This window comes from Nostoc sp. PCC 7524 (assembly GCF_000316645.1).
Taxonomy (GTDB): Bacteria; Cyanobacteriota; Cyanobacteriia; order Cyanobacteriales; family Nostocaceae; genus Trichormus.
This window is the reverse complement of the sequence record NC_019684.1, coordinates 3,149,986-3,165,823: the sequence shown is the minus strand read 5'-3', so window position 1 is coordinate 3,165,823 and position 15,838 is coordinate 3,149,986. Positions and strand designations below refer to the sequence as shown.

Annotated in this window: 13 protein-coding genes and 1 tRNA gene; 8 read left to right on the top strand and 6 right to left on the bottom strand. The window is 36.8% G+C overall.

The annotated features are described in order from the left end of the window. Nucleotides 1–113: 113 nt before the first annotated feature. The 3 genes from NOS7524_RS12645 to argF form a co-directional block, all read right to left on the bottom strand. On the bottom strand, nt 114–1,592 hold the full coding sequence (locus NOS7524_RS12645) for a DNA phosphorothioation system restriction enzyme (RefSeq protein ID WP_015138872.1): 1,479 nt from the start codon (nt 1,590–1,592) through the stop codon (nt 114–116). A gap of 276 nt (nt 1,593–1,868) precedes the next feature. Continuing rightward, nucleotides 1,869–2,474 (bottom strand): transcriptional repressor LexA, encoded by a 606-nt coding sequence (gene lexA, locus NOS7524_RS12640; RefSeq protein ID WP_015138871.1) that lies wholly within the window; start codon nt 2,472–2,474, stop codon nt 1,869–1,871. Nucleotides 2,475–2,673: 199 nt separating this feature from the next. Then, nucleotides 2,674–3,594 (bottom strand): ornithine carbamoyltransferase, encoded by a 921-nt coding sequence (gene argF / locus NOS7524_RS12635; RefSeq protein ID WP_015138870.1) that lies wholly within the window; start codon nt 3,592–3,594, stop codon nt 2,674–2,676. Between the two features lie 441 nt (nt 3,595–4,035). On the opposite strand from argF, the gene NOS7524_RS12630 reads away from it, so the two are divergent. The 4 genes from NOS7524_RS12630 to NOS7524_RS12615 all read left to right on the top strand — a co-directional run bounded on the left by NOS7524_RS12630 (nt 4,036) and on the right by NOS7524_RS12615 (nt 9,388). Then, nucleotides 4,036–4,107 (top strand) — tRNA-Thr (locus tag NOS7524_RS12630). 389 nt (nt 4,108–4,496) lie between these two features. Next, complete coding sequence (locus NOS7524_RS12625) at nt 4,497–5,417, top strand: DUF4007 family protein (protein WP_015138869.1); 921 nt, start codon at nt 4,497–4,499, stop codon at nt 5,415–5,417. A 62-nt stretch (nt 5,418–5,479) separates the two neighbouring features. Further along, the gene (locus NOS7524_RS12620; protein WP_015138868.1) at nt 5,480–9,004 is read left to right on the top strand and encodes a hypothetical protein; all 3,525 of its coding nucleotides are present in this window, start codon (nt 5,480–5,482) and stop codon (nt 9,002–9,004) included. Nucleotides 9,005–9,046: 42 nt separating this feature from the next. Beyond that, nucleotides 9,047–9,388 carry a type II toxin-antitoxin system HicB family antitoxin gene (locus tag NOS7524_RS12615; protein WP_015138867.1) on the top strand — a complete coding sequence of 114 codons (342 nt, stop codon included), beginning with the start codon at nt 9,047–9,049 and terminating at the stop codon, nt 9,386–9,388. Between the two features lie 79 nt (nt 9,389–9,467). Here the strand turns inward: NOS7524_RS12615 and NOS7524_RS12610 are convergent, their stop codons facing one another. Both NOS7524_RS12610 and NOS7524_RS12605 read right to left on the bottom strand, forming a co-directional pair. Beyond that, nucleotides 9,468–9,803 (bottom strand): XisI protein, encoded by a 336-nt coding sequence (locus NOS7524_RS12610; RefSeq protein WP_015138866.1) that lies wholly within the window; start codon nt 9,801–9,803, stop codon nt 9,468–9,470. Beyond that, complete coding sequence (locus NOS7524_RS12605; protein ID WP_015138865.1) at nt 9,791–10,207, bottom strand: XisH family protein; 417 nt, start codon at nt 10,205–10,207, stop codon at nt 9,791–9,793. The genes NOS7524_RS12610 and NOS7524_RS12605 overlap by 13 nt, the downstream gene beginning before the upstream one ends. Nucleotides 10,208–10,400: 193 nt before the next feature. Between NOS7524_RS12605 and NOS7524_RS12600 the strand changes: the two genes are divergently transcribed. Then, nucleotides 10,401–10,607: a hypothetical protein gene (locus NOS7524_RS12600; protein ID WP_015138864.1), complete on the top strand. Its 207-nt coding sequence runs from the start codon at nt 10,401–10,403 to the stop codon at nt 10,605–10,607. 204 nt (nt 10,608–10,811) lie between these two features. Here the strand turns inward: NOS7524_RS12600 and NOS7524_RS12595 are convergent, their stop codons facing one another. Continuing rightward, nucleotides 10,812–11,720 carry a DUF4351 domain-containing protein gene (locus NOS7524_RS12595; RefSeq protein ID WP_015138863.1) on the bottom strand — a complete coding sequence of 303 codons (909 nt, stop codon included), beginning with the start codon at nt 11,718–11,720 and terminating at the stop codon, nt 10,812–10,814. A 910-nt stretch (nt 11,721–12,630) separates the two neighbouring features. Here NOS7524_RS12595 and NOS7524_RS12590 point away from each other — a divergent pair. The 3 genes from NOS7524_RS12590 to NOS7524_RS12580 are packed head-to-tail and all read left to right on the top strand — an operon-like array spanning nt 12,631 to nt 15,794. After that, nucleotides 12,631–13,431 carry a phosphoadenosine phosphosulfate reductase family protein gene (locus NOS7524_RS12590; protein ID WP_015138862.1) on the top strand — a complete coding sequence of 267 codons (801 nt, stop codon included), beginning with the start codon at nt 12,631–12,633 and terminating at the stop codon, nt 13,429–13,431. 14 nt (nt 13,432–13,445) lie between these two features. Beyond that, nucleotides 13,446–14,165, top strand: coding sequence for a hypothetical protein (locus NOS7524_RS12585; protein WP_015138861.1), 720 nt, complete (start codon nt 13,446–13,448; stop codon nt 14,163–14,165). Between the two features lie 18 nt (nt 14,166–14,183). Then, on the top strand, nt 14,184–15,794 hold the full coding sequence (locus NOS7524_RS12580) for an ORC-CDC6 family AAA ATPase (RefSeq protein WP_015138860.1): 1,611 nt from the start codon (nt 14,184–14,186) through the stop codon (nt 15,792–15,794). The last annotated feature ends 44 nt before the right edge of the window (nt 15,795–15,838 follow it).

The window sequence follows — 15,838 nt, the reverse complement described above, 5'->3', positions numbered from 1 at the left end:
TTGTTTGCAATATTAATAACTTTGTATTACTAAAATGTCCTAGATTGATTATACAACTATTTATACAATTGATACTAGCTGACTTGAAAGCGTCTAAATTGAGCTTTTACGCGTCAAATATCGAGTAATCCATAGCGTTTTTGTAAATTTAGTAATTTAATTCTCGCTTCACCAGCATTATCAGCCAAATCAGCAAATTCAACAAACCTACGTAACTCTTTTCTTAACAGATTGCGTTCTACTTCTATAGTTTCTCTATCTAAATCTGGTGGTAAAACAATCATATCGAAAATAGTCGCCCGTTCCTTACTGGGGTGAGGACGCAAAACTCTACCTCGGCGCTGAATGAATTGGCGAGGATTACCAGAACTAGATAAAATCACCGCCGTTTGAATTGCTGGGATATCCACACCTTCATCTAAACAGCGAATTGCTACTAAACCCTGTAATTCACCGTTTTCAAACTGATGACGCAAGGTTTCTCTTTCCTCTAAGGGTGTTTGGGCAGTGTAGGTGCTGACTTTATAACCTAATTCCACACCCAAAATTTTGGCAACGGCTTTGAGTTGACGTAGAGATGAACGCTGTCCTATTTCTGGTGAACCATCACTACAATAAAAAAGTGTATGAGTAGTATCGCGACGAGTTTGCATTAAGTCACGTAAAGCTGTTAATTTATTAGCTGCTGCACCAATTAATCTAGCTCTTTGCATTAATAACGGCTTTAAATCTTCATTGTCTTCAAAATTGGCTGAGTCTCCGGTTTCCCGTTCTCGATATAGTAGCGCCCTGCCGATTTTTTTCGTTAACTTTAAATAGGAAATACTTTCAGATTCTGTTAACTCTACCAGTATGGGATAATACAGGTAATGTACTAAAGCTCCTTGTGCGATCGCATCCTTTAAAGTAAACTCTGGTTGTAAAACTGGGCCAAAATAATCAAATAAAGATTGGGTACCTTGATCATCAAAATATCTTTCGGGTGTAGCAGATAAAGCCAATCTCAACCCCACACGCCGAGGTAGACTTTCTTCTAATTTTGGTGCGCCTAAATTATGAGCTTCATCGCCAATAATTAGAGTTTTCGCTGGTAAATACTTAAGTTGTGATTGCAAACCATCACCAATTAACGTGGAGTTAGTAGTAATCACCGTGACAAAACTTTGAGAACCAGAACGCAGATTGTAAAGTTGGGTAGAAAGTTGACTTTGCCAATTGCGGACATTCTCAAAGGCTAAAATTGGCTGTAAATTAAACTTTTCGCATTCCCTAGCCCATTGGGTAACAAGATGGCGGTAGGGACACACCACCAATAACACTTGCAAGTTGATTTGTTTGTACAGTTCACAAGCTACAGCCAGTGCAGTGATAGTTTTACCACTACCAGTAGCCATTTTTAGCGTACCTCTGCCATTATTCGCAAACCAGTTAGTAATAGCTTGTCGCTGATATTGGCGTAATTGCAGAGATGCTGGCATTCTAGGGCATCCTGGTAATGGCTGCGTTTGATAACTACCCTTACTCTCCCCGGCAAAAGGTACTTTTAACCGGAAAGTAGGAAGTTGCTGCACTGGATTTAGCGTCAGGTACATAGGAGGGATTGGGGATTGGGGATTGGGGATTGGGGATTGGGTACTGGGGATTGGGGATTGGGGATTGGGGATTGGGTAACTGGCATACTAAAACAAGAGGACAGGTAGTTAATAGTTATTAGTTTTGCTTTTAACTATGGACTATGGACAACTATTGACTATTGACTGCCCCAACAGAAAATTGATTACTCTGGCGTAAGTCCTGTTTGTGATCCTCTGCTTCTCTGCTGTTTCTTCCCAATCCCCAGTCCCTAGTCCCCAGTCCCCAGTTCCTCTTCATAGATAACCGCGCCACACCGCAACGAGTGAACCTTGCACCTCTACTTGCATGGCAGAGACTTCAATGGGGTTGTATTTGGGATTGGCGGGTTTGAGGATGACGCGATCGCCACTGCGATAAAAACGTTTTAAGGTAGTACCGTAGCCATCAACTCTGGCTGCGACAATTGTGCCATTTTTTAAATGATTGGGTTCGGGAACGGGGCGCAGAAATACCAAATCACCATCAGTAATTAAATCTTCAATCATGCTATCCCCTGTTACCCGCAACGCATAGGTTTGGGGAGGTAAAGCCATATTATTAAAGTCAATATGGTCTACAGCATCGGTAAAGGGTTCGATTAAACCACCAGCTGCGATCGTACCCAAAACTGGCACACCTTGCTTCACGGAATGCAAAATCCGAATTGTTCGCGCTTTCCCTTCAGTCCATTCAATATATCCTTTGGTACGTAAATGTTCCAAACGACTTTGAATTGGTGCAGGCGATTTTAAATTCATCGCTTGCATCATTTGACGAATTGAAGGAGAATGCTGATGTGTGCGAATATATTCCGCCAGCCATTCATAAAGTTCTTGTTGCGCTTCTGTTAGTCTTTCCATAAAATAAAAGGGAAGTAAATATAAATGTCCCTAGAACATTAGTACTATAAAAAAACTCTAATCACAAGATAAAAATCAAAATAAAAATATTAAAGGCAAAAGAAACCGAAGTTATCTTTCTTTTGCCTTTAATTTTTATCGGAAAAAGGCAGGAGGCAGTTCGCGCCACGTTAAGGATTTCCCTACTCCCTAATTCCAATTACTCTGCCCCTAAGATACTAGCCAACAAGGCCTTTTGAGCGTGCAATCGATTTTCTGCCTGATCCCAAACCCGTGATTGAGAACCTTCAATGACTTCTTCGGTAATTTCTTCACCACGATGAGCCGGTAAACAATGTAAAACAATGGCATCTGATGCTGCCAGACTCAATAGCTGTTCCGAAATTTGATAAGGTTGGAAAATGGGAAAGCGATCGTCTGCTTCTGCTTCTTGCCCCATACTTGCCCAAACATCGGTGTAGAGTACAGATGCACCCTTAGCTGCCAATGCTGGATCATGAGTTAGTAAGACTTCCGTTTGATCACCAGCTATAGCCCGTGCTTGTTCTACAACCGCCGCATTTGGCTCATATCCACTAGGAGTAGCAACTCTCACATTCATCCCCGCCAAAGCACAACCTAACATCAAAGAGTTGGCTACATTATTCCCATCACCAACGTAAGTCAAAGTCAGCCCAGAAATTGTGCCGAAGCATTCTTGCACAGTCAATAAATCGGCTAATACCTGACAGGGATGTTCTAAATCTGTCAGGGCATTAATTACAGGAATCTTGGCATAGTTAGCAAAAGTTTCTAACTCCTGTTGGGCAAAAGTGCGAATTGCCAGAATATCTAAATATCGATCTAATACTCGTGCTGTATCCTGTACTGGTTCTCCCCGACTCACTTGGGTAACATTAGGGTTGAGATCAATGACTTGTCCACCCAATTGATACATTGCCACTGTAAAACTCACTCGTGTTCGAGTTGAGGCTTTAGAAAACAATAAACCCAGTACCTTATTACACCGCAACTGCAATTTTTGTGATTTCAATTGAGTTGCTAATTGTAGGAGTTCTTGAAGTTCTGTAGGATTCAAGTCCGCCAGACTTAACAAATCTCGTCCAAACAATGCTGCCATGCTTTTGAATCTGTAAAGAACAACTTTATACTTCTGTTCCTTGCCCAGCCATGTCAAAAAAAATACAGTTTGGCAACTGTACTCAAGGTTTTTTCTGCAAGTCTAGGATTTGAATTAGCTTTTGCTATGCCTATTAATTTATCAACTTTCTGAGGGCTTCCAATCAATTATTTCTGGGAATTTCCAGATTCGGACTGATGCAATTGTCATCATCAAAGTTTCTGGTAGGGTGCGTCAGAACAGATAACTGGGTAAACATGAACAGGTTTTCGATATCTGACGCACCCCACTTAAGCCCTGAACACATTGGCAATAGTTGCAAAACTAGATGAGCAGCACACCCGTCTAGATCTCCAAGGAAAATCAAAATAAAGAGTAGACAAATAACTTGCTTATGCTACAATCATAAATCGGTGAGTGCTTAAAGCATTAACCTAGTTCGCCAGCATAGCACAGTGGTAGTGCATCCGACTTGTAATCGGAAGGTCGTCGGTTCAAATCCGACTGCTGGCTTTTGGAAGTAGCGATCGCTTATTCGTAAGGATTACACGGGTAAATTTAATTACCTGACCCAATGAAGTATAAAAGGTATGATTGACTGGGTATGATTGGGTTACAGTTAATCTCCCTATGATTCAATTGCTGACAATCTGTGCATTACTATAAACGGAATGCTAAAAATAATGTAACACTAACAGAAATTTTTAAGATTCAAAGTGATTGAAGTAATATTCTATCTTTATAAGTTAAAGCTAAAATTTTTAACTTTAGTAAATATATAGAAATAAAATCATTTTGTTAGTATTATGTAAGCTCAAATTTATTGTGCATAAATTAATTAACTTGTATCTAAATTTGAGCCATAATAAACAAAATAGTTACTATTATATCGTCATCCTATCGTGATCCAAACTACTCTGAACTTAAAACATCAGGAAAATCCAGTTAATCCAGTATTTGCTAACCATGAAACTTTTCACCCTCGTTTTGGCTGGTTGAAAAAAGGATTTGATGCTGCCAAGAAAAATCCAGGTGTTTTCCTACAGGATGATGCACCTGTACGTTTAGGTGTTGGTAAAAATATGGTACGCGCTATTCGCTATTGGTGTAGTGCGTTCAAAATTCTTGATAAGAATAATTCGCCAACAACATTTGGAGAAAAACTTTTAGGTAATAATGGATGGGATGCTTATTTAGAAGATCCGGCTTCATTATGGTTATTACATTGGAATTTGTTAAAACCTACTTGTGAAGCGGCTGCTTGGTATTATATTTTTAATATTTTTCGAGATTTAGATTTCACAAAAGAAGATATTTTGGCAGGATTGAAAGACTATATCAAGAATTTTAGCAAAAATATTGCTGATTCTTCTTTCATTAAAGATGTCAATTGTATTTTAAGAATGTATGCAACACAGGATTTTATTAGAGACAATACCCCTATAGAGGATTCTATTGATTGTCCTTTCAATGAACTGGGTTTAATTCGTCATTTTGGCAAAAATTATCAGTTTAAAATTGGCGCAAAAGCTAATTTACCTGCATCAGTTATAGTTGCTACTTGTTTAGAATATGCTAGTTGGGCAAATCAAGATAGTAATACAATTACCATTCGTAAGTTACTTTATGATGAAGGTAGTCCGGGGATGGTATTTAAACTGACGGAAAGTATTTTATGTGCAGCTATTGAGACAGTTGCTAAAGAATTTAATGCGATAGTTCTTTCTGATACCGCCGGGTTAATTCAGTTATCTTTACCGGAAAATCCAGAGATATTAGCTGAAGAAATTTTAGATAAATATTATCGTAGAGAACGGAATTAAAATCATCTGTCCTACTCTAGCTGATAATTACTATATATTTATTGATAAAAATGAGTGAAATTATGACCAACAAAAAGCTATCCCATTATTTTAGTCTCCAGCGTCGCTATTCTCGTTCTATTAACTTAGAAAGAGATTTAGATAGTGTGGAAGCTTTAGACGGTTATGTGCTGACTAAAAGAGCTATTGATGCTCTAAAACGTATTTTAAGTAATTTGAATTCTGATGAGGGAAATAGAGCTTGGACTTTAACCAGTGTTTATGGAACTGGGAAATCTGCTTTCGCTCACTATTTAATTTCCCTGGCTGCTAAATCCCAAAGTAAAATACATATTAAAGCTTTATCCATAGCTGAAGATAAATTAGGGCAAGATAGTGATATTTATCAATTAATTCAAGAGAAGATTAACCCAAAAGGATTAATTAGGGCTGTAGCTACGGGACAAAGAGAACCGATTAGTCATACTATTATTAGGGCTTTGTTAACTGGCGTTGATCATTTTTGGACGGCTAGCCAAAAAAATAAAATTAATGTTGTGCGTCAGTTGGTAGATTTAGAAGCTGAAATTAATGATGGTGGCAAGGTTGATAGTAGAGAAATTCCTCATTTGGTGTTGGAATTAGCTAAGGAATCTCAAACAGGAATTTTCCTGGTTATTGATGAATTAGGGAAGAATCTAGAGTATGCTGCTCATGCTCAAGGAGATGAGGATTTATATCTTTTACAACAATTAGCGGAATTACCAAAAGATAGCAAACATCCTATTTATATTTTAGGTATCTTACATCAAGCTTTTGCAGAATATGGTCAACGTTTAGCAACTATTCAAAAAAACGAATGGGCGAAGATTCAGGGAAGATTTGAGGATATTCCCTTTACTGAATCATCTGGACAAATGATGAGTTTGATTGGTGAAGCCATTAATTCATCAGCAGCAGATAATATTAATAGTGCAACTCATACTTACTCTAAGGATTGGAGTAAGTATTTAGAATCAATCATTGTTGATGAAGAAATCACTGCTCAAGTCATCAAAAAAGTTTACCCACTACATCCTTTATCGGCTTTGGTGTTACCGAGCCTCTGTCAAAAGTATGCTCAAAATGACCGTTCTTTATTCACATTTTTAACGAGTAGTGAGCCTTTATCGTTTCGTAATTTCTTAGAATCAGAAACGGTGCAAGATTATGATTTACCGTGTCTAAAAGTCTACCAAGTTTATGATTATTTTATTGAATCTGCGGGAATGGGTTTAGCTTCTCGCCCTAATTTGCAAAGATGGGTAGAAGTGCAAGATTTAATTAATGATGCTAAACGTTTAGAAGAAGATAGTCTCAGGGTACTAAAAACAATTGGGATTTTTAACCTGATTACTATTACAGGTTCAATGCGGGCAACGAGAAATTTAGTCTGTTTAGCGATGTGTAATTTCCCCTCGGCCGCAGAGATTAATTATTGGCAAGAAATTATTGATAAACTACTAAAACAGAATCTCATTACCCATCGTCGTCAGTTAGATGAATTGCGGATTTGGCAAGGTTCGGATTTTAATGTTGACAGTGAGTTAAGTACATATATAGAACAAGAGAGAACTCCTTTAGTTAAACTATTATCTATACACCGTCCTCTCAAACCTTTAGTCGCCCAACGCCACAGCTACAAAACGGGGACTTTACGTTATTTTGAACGCCATTATTTAGATAATTCCCAAGATTTAAGTCAGTTAAGTTGCAATAGCATAGATGCAGATGGTTTTGTTGGGTATTGGGTAGATGATATAGTTCCGAGTGCTGTTACTGCTACAACTAGCGATGGTAAGCCATTGGTGATTTTGGGTGCGCCTAGCTTAGAGATATTGCGAATTCGTACCCTGGAATTTGTGGCTTTAAGTAATATCAAAAAAACCGCCAAAGAGTTGCAAACTGATGGGGTGGCGAGAAAAGAGGTAAATTATCGCTTACAAGAAGCGGAAGAATTTTTAGATGAAACCCTGAATCAGTGCTTTAGTATTGGAATGAATCAGCAATGTTGGATTCAGGGACAAGTCGAGACATTAAATAACATTACTGACTTTAATAGTAAGCTGTCGGAGATTTGCGATCGCACTTATCATCACAGTCCCATTTTATGGAATGAATTAATCAACCGCCGTGATTTAACCTCCCAAGGGGCGAAAGCTAGGCGGGAATTGATTCAGGCGATGTTAGAACATCAACATGAAGAAAGATTAGGCTTAGAAGGATATGGCCCGGAAGTGAGTATGTATTATTCTCTGTTAGAGGAAACAGGGATTCATGCCTCCGGCACGCTGCGCGAACGTCAAGAAGATGAAGACTGGGATTTTTACCCACCATTGGAAAATTCTGGTTTAAATTCTCTGTGGGAAGCCGTTGAAGATTTTTGTCTAGCAGCAACCGAGAAAAGCCAAAGTTTTGATTTACTCTATCAACATTTATCAGCACCACCATTCGGGGTAAAACAGGGTGCAGTTCCCGTGATTTTAGCGGCTGTGTTGTTGTATCACGCTGATGATTTGGGGTTATATCAAGACGGGACATTTATTCCGGTATTGGGAACAGAACATTTTGAATTGTTAGTTAAATATCCCGAACGATTTGCAGTTAAATATTTTGCAGTTGTGGGATTAAGGGCGGAAGTATTTAAAGAATTGGAAGTTATTTTACGCAATCCCCAGTTAAAGAAATTAGGTAAAGTGCGTAACGCGACTTTATTAACAGTGGTGACTCCCCTTTATCAATTTGTGAAAAAACTGCCGAAATACACTCAACAAACAAAAAGACTTGCAACAGAACCGAGAGCCATTTTAAAAGCATTACAAACCACTGTTGAGCCTGACGAATTATTATTTAAAGCTTTACCCGCAGCTTGTAATTTACCTGCAATTGGGACGGAAACTGGTGATGATGGCGTAACAGCGAGAAGTTTACGGACTAAGTTAGTTCATGCTTTAAGAGATATTCATACAGCTTACGATCAATTATTGAGTGATTGTCAAAAATTGATTTATGAAGCCTTTGGGGTGAGAAGTCCAGAAACAAAATTGCGGGAAGATTTGCGAGTCAGGGCGAATTATTTAGCCGGAAAATGTATTGAACCTCTACTCAAACGCTTTATTCGGGCTGCATCGGATGAAACTAAAACTGATGCTCAATGGTTAGAAGCTTTGGTGATGATTGTAGCCGATAAACCGGCAGAATCTTGGACTGATGATGATGCAGTTGCCTTTGAGATGAAATTAGCCGATTTGGTGCGTCGGTTTAAGAATTTGGAAGCTTTACAAAAAGAAGTCGCCGCCAAAGGCGAAGGTTTTGAAGCACGACGTATTACTATCACTCGTCCTGATGGTAATGATATCAATCGAATGGTATGGGTAGATCATAAGAGAGAGTCGCAGGTTGAGCAGATTGTTGACGACATTTTAGCAAAATTACCTGATGATCAACAGTTAAGACAGGCGATTTTAGCAAAGTTAAGTGAACGCATTTTAAATGCTGATTTACCTGAGACGGTGGCGCAAATTGGCGATAAGGGGAATGATGAAATAGCGGGGAAAAATGCTGGTTAATGGAAGTATTATGATGAGAAAGAGAACCTAACACCAGTATTTATGAATCTTCTAGCCGTCACAAGTTTACATAAATTGTCTCTTCATGTTCTAGTTGAACAAGCTGAGTCAGGAAATTTTATCGCGTCAGTTCCAGAATTACCTGATTGTATGGTGGAAGCTGAAACTCGTGAAATTGCGTTCCCCTTTGGGGTTGCCGGAGGCATCGCATCTGTACAGGAGCAAGTTCAGGCTAAACTGGCAAATATGGAAGTGCTGACGCTAGAAGTAACCAATAATCCCTGGACAGATTTTATTGGGATTTTTGAGGGAGATGAAGAGTTTGCACAACTAGCGCAGGAACTGCGTGATGAGCGTGAATTAGATATAAATAATAATGTATGAGCCTTTGGGTATTAAACACAGATCACGTTTCGTTAGGATAAATAAAACAAATTACCCTTGCAGAACTTCCTGAAATGCTTCAAGCCACTCCATATCCCGTGTATGGACGTTTGTATGGTGGTTGTAAACCAAACACAATATCTTCCTTTGGTACTCCCATTTCCAAGAGTTCCTGTGCTAAATCCACATCTGTCATATTTTGCTGAATCCAGATTTTGCCATTTTTAATATCAAAATGAATGACACTGTGATACACACGATTTAAACCATTCCAACCTATACGCATCAACTGATAATGATCATGTGCTGTATCCAATAATAATTGATTTTCAATTTCTTCATGGTTAGGTTTAGACTGACTATGTTTAGTTAACAAATTTTGGATATGTTGACGATATATTTCTAATCTGTCCATAATAAGATTACCTCCATGATTGGATCATATATCATTAATTTTAACTTATGTTTTTGGACTGCAATTTGTGCTAATCTAGTCTGAAAAAATGTACTATATGCGTCAACTGGGATTGCTAAATATAATCTACGTTCTGGTTGAGTTTCTTCAAGGGCAATTTGATAATTTAAGAACTGTCCTAAAGCCGTGTGAAAGTCACTAACCGCCGAGTTACTGGCAAAACTTTTAATTTCTACAGCTATCTTTTCTCCTTCTCTTTCTGCGGCTATCAGCCTTTCCGCACCTAAGTCAATTTTAAGTGTTACTTCCTCAAATTCGATTTCTAGTGGATCATCAGTAACTATCCAGTTTTCTTTTTGAAGTGCATTTTTGACTGCTTCATGAAATAAATCTCTGGCTGACATTAGTACACAAGTTTGTTATATATATTTTTAACATACCCAAATTCTTTCACAGCCGTAACACAACGGCAATAAAGCGGGAGGAAAATCCACACCGCTTTTTGCCTCCCCTACTATATATTTACTTTATCAATAGACTCTATGATAAAGAAAGAACACAAAGTAAATTTCTAGCATTTAACCTTTATAAACTACTATGCAGCAAATTACATTTGCAGAACTGCCTGAAACTGTTCAAAAGTTAATTAACCAAGCGCAAAAAACAGGTGAACCCCTCACTATCATCCAAAATGGTATTCACTTCGCTATCATTTCCCCTATTCAGAAAAAATCCCTGCTAGAAACCCTTTCCACTCTTGAACCACTGGATGAAGACTTAGCCGATTACAGCCAATGTTCGTGAATTTTCCCGCGTTTCTAATTTAAAGGTAGAAAACTGGCTTAATCCTGATGAAGAAAGATAACAATTATTAAGTAGGGTGCGTTCAAGCAAAGCGTAACGCACCACCATCATACGGTGCGTTACGGCTAGATATGATTTGCTCACACTTCCAAATGCTTTCACAGCCGTAACACACCCTACAATTTAAGTTTGATTTTTGATGGTTTATTCTTGTTGTTGGGTTAACCAAGTTTCTAAATCAGCAATGTTAGAAAAGTCTAGTAATGCTTCTCCTAGATTTTCTAATTGTTCAATTGATAATCTTTGAATGCTCTCGATTAATGATTGGTTAATTTCCCCAAGTCGGCGATTGAGTAAACGTAATATTAAGTCTTGTTCTCCTTCTTTCCTTCCCTCTTGCTTTCCTTGCCATATAGCTTGTTCTCTATCTCTTTGATAAAGTGGTTCTAATCGCATAACTAACTCCCTATCGTCTGTTTCTAATTCTTGATTGATTCTTAAGTTTTCGCGCAGGTTGTAAACTAATTCGAGGGTGGCTTTTTGGTATGGATGATTTAATGGTAACGCTTGCAATTCCATAATTGCTTGGGATTGTACGTTTCCTCTACCTAAAAGCCTCAGCCATAGCGTTTCGGGTGTTTGTGGTAGTTGATGTATGGCGACAATGGCTGTGCGTAGTGCATCTGGAAGAAAATGTACTCCTGATATCCAATCGGGTTTTTGGATAGTTCCAAAGCTAGATAATCTAGTTTCGGATACTGTGGGAGTCAGTACCCATAATTGGGGAATTTCTGCGTCTTGAAGTTTGGTTTTGTTGGTTTTAGCTTCTCGTCGCAGTGAGGCTTTGACTTCTAATAATTTGAGTATACAATCACAGATTTCATCGGTGGATGCTGGATTGCGAAAGGGTTCTATAATGGCTGGATTTTCGGCAAATCTTCCTAGTAAACCCAGGATTTCTAAGTTAGGTGTTTGCTGTTTGTTGGGTGTGAAGAAGACATCTATTTCTTTGATTTCTCCTGAGACTTTTTCTGATGCTTTGACTTCTCCGTAGTCTTTTAGTAGTTCTTCTAGATAGTCTTTGGCAAATTTGTCATGTATGAACCGTGTCATCTAATTTGAATATTATTGAGTTTTCTAGTTTTTAAAATTATAAAGAACTGGTGCGATCGCGTAATCGTTTAGAGGATTTTTTAAAAGTGGTTGGCTATGATTTTAGGTACTGATTGATCCCCCCTAACCCCCCTTAAAAAGGGGGGAACAAGAATCAAAGTCCCCCTTTTTAAGGGGGATTTAGGGGGATCTCAAAGTATTTGCTTTACTATGAAGAACTTTTCAAGGTTCACAACTTGTAAATCAAGTTTTGCAAGTTCAAAATCTAATTTACGAGTCGTAAATCAAGTTTTGCAAGTCCAAAATCTAATTTATGACTCGTAAATCAAGTTTTGCAAGTCCAAAATCTAATTTACGAGTCCAAAATCTAATTTACGATTTATTTATCAACTTCACGAGTCGTAAATCAATATGAGAACTCGTAAATTAATCTTTTTTAGCTTATGTGCCGATGTTTTTGACGTGTAATCGTGTTATTTTGCCGATTTTGACAATGCGATCGCTTTACCATCTACTCCCCAAATCTCTATAAGTTTAGATAAAAACCTAACCCCCCAACCCCCTTCCCTACAAGGGAATGGGGAGCAAAACTCCCTTCTCTTTGCAGGGGAGGATTGCTTCAAGGTGGTAGCAATAGTGGGATAGATGATAGGAATGAGGAGCAAAACTCCCCTCTCCTTGCAGGGGAGGGGTTGGGGGAGGGGTTCTTATACTGACACACCCTACTAAATGTAATTGAACCGTGCTGAGGTATAAAACCTTAATTAGTTAGTTGATAAAAGGCTAATTATAACAGTGATATTACTAGGGAATTTTAAAATAAGTTTAAAAATGCTACAGATTATCTTTACACATTTGCTAAAATATTAGCATGATTAATATAGTTGCCTAAGCGCACTAAAAAACCAGCATGGCGGAGAAAAAAACTAGACACATACTCGGACTTTCTGGGGGGAAGGATAGCACGGCTTTAGCGGTGTTACTGCATAGGGAAATTCCAGAGATGGAATACTTTTTTTGTGATACCCATAAAGAATTACCGGAAACTTACGATTATCTTGACCGCATTAAGGCACGTTTGGGGATTAAAATTCATTATCTCAGTGATAAACGCGGTTTTGACCATTGGTTAGCGATTCATGATGGTTTGTTACCTTCTCCCCAAATGCGATGGTGTACGGTGAAGATGAAAATTAAGCCGTTGGAGGATTTTGTCGGGGATGATGAGGCTATTAGTTACATTGGTATCCGTGCTGATGAAAACCGTGAGGGTTATATCTCCACTAAGCCGAATATTACACCTGTGTTTCCGTTTAAGGAAAGGGGTTTAGTTAGGGCTGATATTATTCGGCTTTTAGAAGAAAGTGGTATTGGACTCCCTGACTATTATCGCTGGCGCAGTCGTTCTGGGTGTTTTTTCTGTTTCTTCCAACGCAAGTATGAATGGGTAATGTTGGCGCAGGAACATCCTGATTTATTTCAAAAGGCTGTTGAGTATGAATCTAATCATGCTGATGGACGTACCTATACTTGGACTGATGGCGAAAGTTTATTGCAGCTTCTAGCACGCAAGGATGAAATTATTGCTCAACATGAAAAGTTAATGGCTAAAGAGAAAAAAGCCTCTCCTAATCGTCCTTTATCTGAAGCATTAGAAGAAATTTTAGATCAAGAAGATGATGAGTTACCTTGTTTGGTTTGTCATTTGTAAAATTCAAATAATTTATGGATTTAAAAAATTATCATATAGGAATTTGCAACAATTTAGAATCAATTATAAATCAGTCACATACTCAGCTAGATTTAGGTAAATATCATGTTTTCTCAAGTGATTTATTAGTATGGTCTAATTTTTTGAAAGTACAGAGAAATGAAATGAAAGTTTTGGAAAATGTAGCATATGAGTTACAGTTTTCAGCTTTTTTAGTATCATCTGGGCTTTATAGACAAGCTTTTGCTTCACTAAGATTGGTACTAGAACTAGCTTTATCTGGCATATTGTTTTCCTCTGATGAGTTTTATTTCCGCAAATGGAAACAAGGTTTAGTAGATATATCATGGGCAAAAATTACAGATCAAGAAACTGGTATTTTTTCCATTACATGGTTAAAAGCATTTTATAGTTCAGAACCTGATCAAAAAGATAAAGATGATATCAAATTAATTGCCGAATTAGCAAAGGAAACCTATAGGAAATTATCAGCATATGTTCATGGAGGTAATTATACATGGGAAACTAATAACTCTCATATAGTTTTCAATCAAACAGAATTTGATTTATGGAAAAACTTATCTGATAACACTTCAAAAATTATACTTTATTCACTCTTAATTAGATTTTCTCAAGACTTATCCCAAGACAATTTAAGAGAAGTCGAAGAATGTTTAATTCAGAGTATTGATGACATAAAAATTACTAGAGTTCTTTTAGGAAGACCTTTATAGTTTACGAGGATAGAAAAAATGTTTTACCTTAGAACTGAAAGTATAGGAGACGAAAAAATCAAAGATTTTTTTGTATCAACTGACTTAGAAAGAGGAATTATTGAAGCATTAAAACTTCCAAATCCTATTGTTTTAGAAGGTAGTAGAGGAACTGGCAAGACTTTTTTATTACGAATGGCACAAATTGAATTAAATGATACTTTTAATAGTGAAAAAATATTACCTATATATTTAACCTTATCATCTGCTACTCTGATTCAAACAAATGATCCACATCAATTTACAAATTGGATGATGGCAAAAATTTGCAAAAAATTATATAGGGAACTCGTATATAAAGGATTTTGGGTAGAAAATATTCCTAATGCAAAGTTGCTTTTAGGTGATAGCTTCAGCACAGAATTTCTTGCATCAAAGTTTAATGATATAACTCAATATTATGAAAATTCTTATAGAAATAAAGATAAAAACTTTGATAATTCAATAATTCATGAAATACCCGAAATAGATGATTTTTTAGAAATAATTGAAAAGATATGTAAATTTTACGATATTCAAAGAATATGCTTTCTTTTCGATGAAGCTATTCATATGTTCAGACCACAGCAACAAAGAGACTTTTTTTCTCTTTTCAGAAAACTAAGAACTCCATATATTGATTGTAATGCAGCCGTTTATCCTGGTGTAACTTCTTATGGGGACTCATTTGAGATAGCTCATGATGCAAAATTAATAAGTCTTGAAAGAAATATTCAAGATAATGACTATTTGACTACTATGCAGGAAATAGTTTATAAACAAGCTAGTGAAGAAAAAATAAAAAAAATAGAAGAAGAAAAGGGAAATTTTAAAATTCTTGCTTATTCTGCCAGTGGAAATCCAAGAATATTACTAAGAATTTTAGATAAATGTAATAATCTAAAATGGGAAACAGTAACAAAAAATATTAAAGACTTTTACGTTGCCGAAATTTGGGCTGAACATTCAGGTTTAGGTGATAAATATAAAGGACATCGAGATATAGTTGATTGGGGAAGAAATTTTATTGAAAAAGAAGTTATCCCTAAAACTAAAGATAAAAATGAGCGTAGAATAAGCGATCATAAATCTACCTGTTACTTCTGGATTCATAGAGATGCACCTGAAGTTGTAAAAGAAGCTATAAGACTTTTAGAATATACAGGTATTGTTAGAAAAAATGGAGAAAGAATAAGGGGAACTAATTCTCAATTAGGTACACGTTACGAGATTAAGTTAGGTTGTATTTTAGCAATTGAAAAATCCAAAGAAATTTCTAATCAGATAATTGATTACTTAGACAACTATTTATTTACAGAGTATGGAGCTAATAGTGATAGTTTTTCTCCGCTTCCAAACCCAATTAACTTAGAGTCTGATGCAGAGATACAACAAATCATTGATAGTCTACTTCAAAAATCGATTAATTATTTGAGTTTAACAGATTGGCAAAAAAGTAAACTTATAGAAAATGAATTTCATACAATTAATGATGTCTTATATGTTACCGAGCAAGACATAATTAATAAAATTTATGGTGTAGGAGAAGTTAAAGCAAGAAGGATTCAAAATGCAGCAGTAGCTGAAATTTTAGAATATCTTTCTGGTTAAATATATTTAATACAAATTAAATATAATGATTACATTAATTTGGA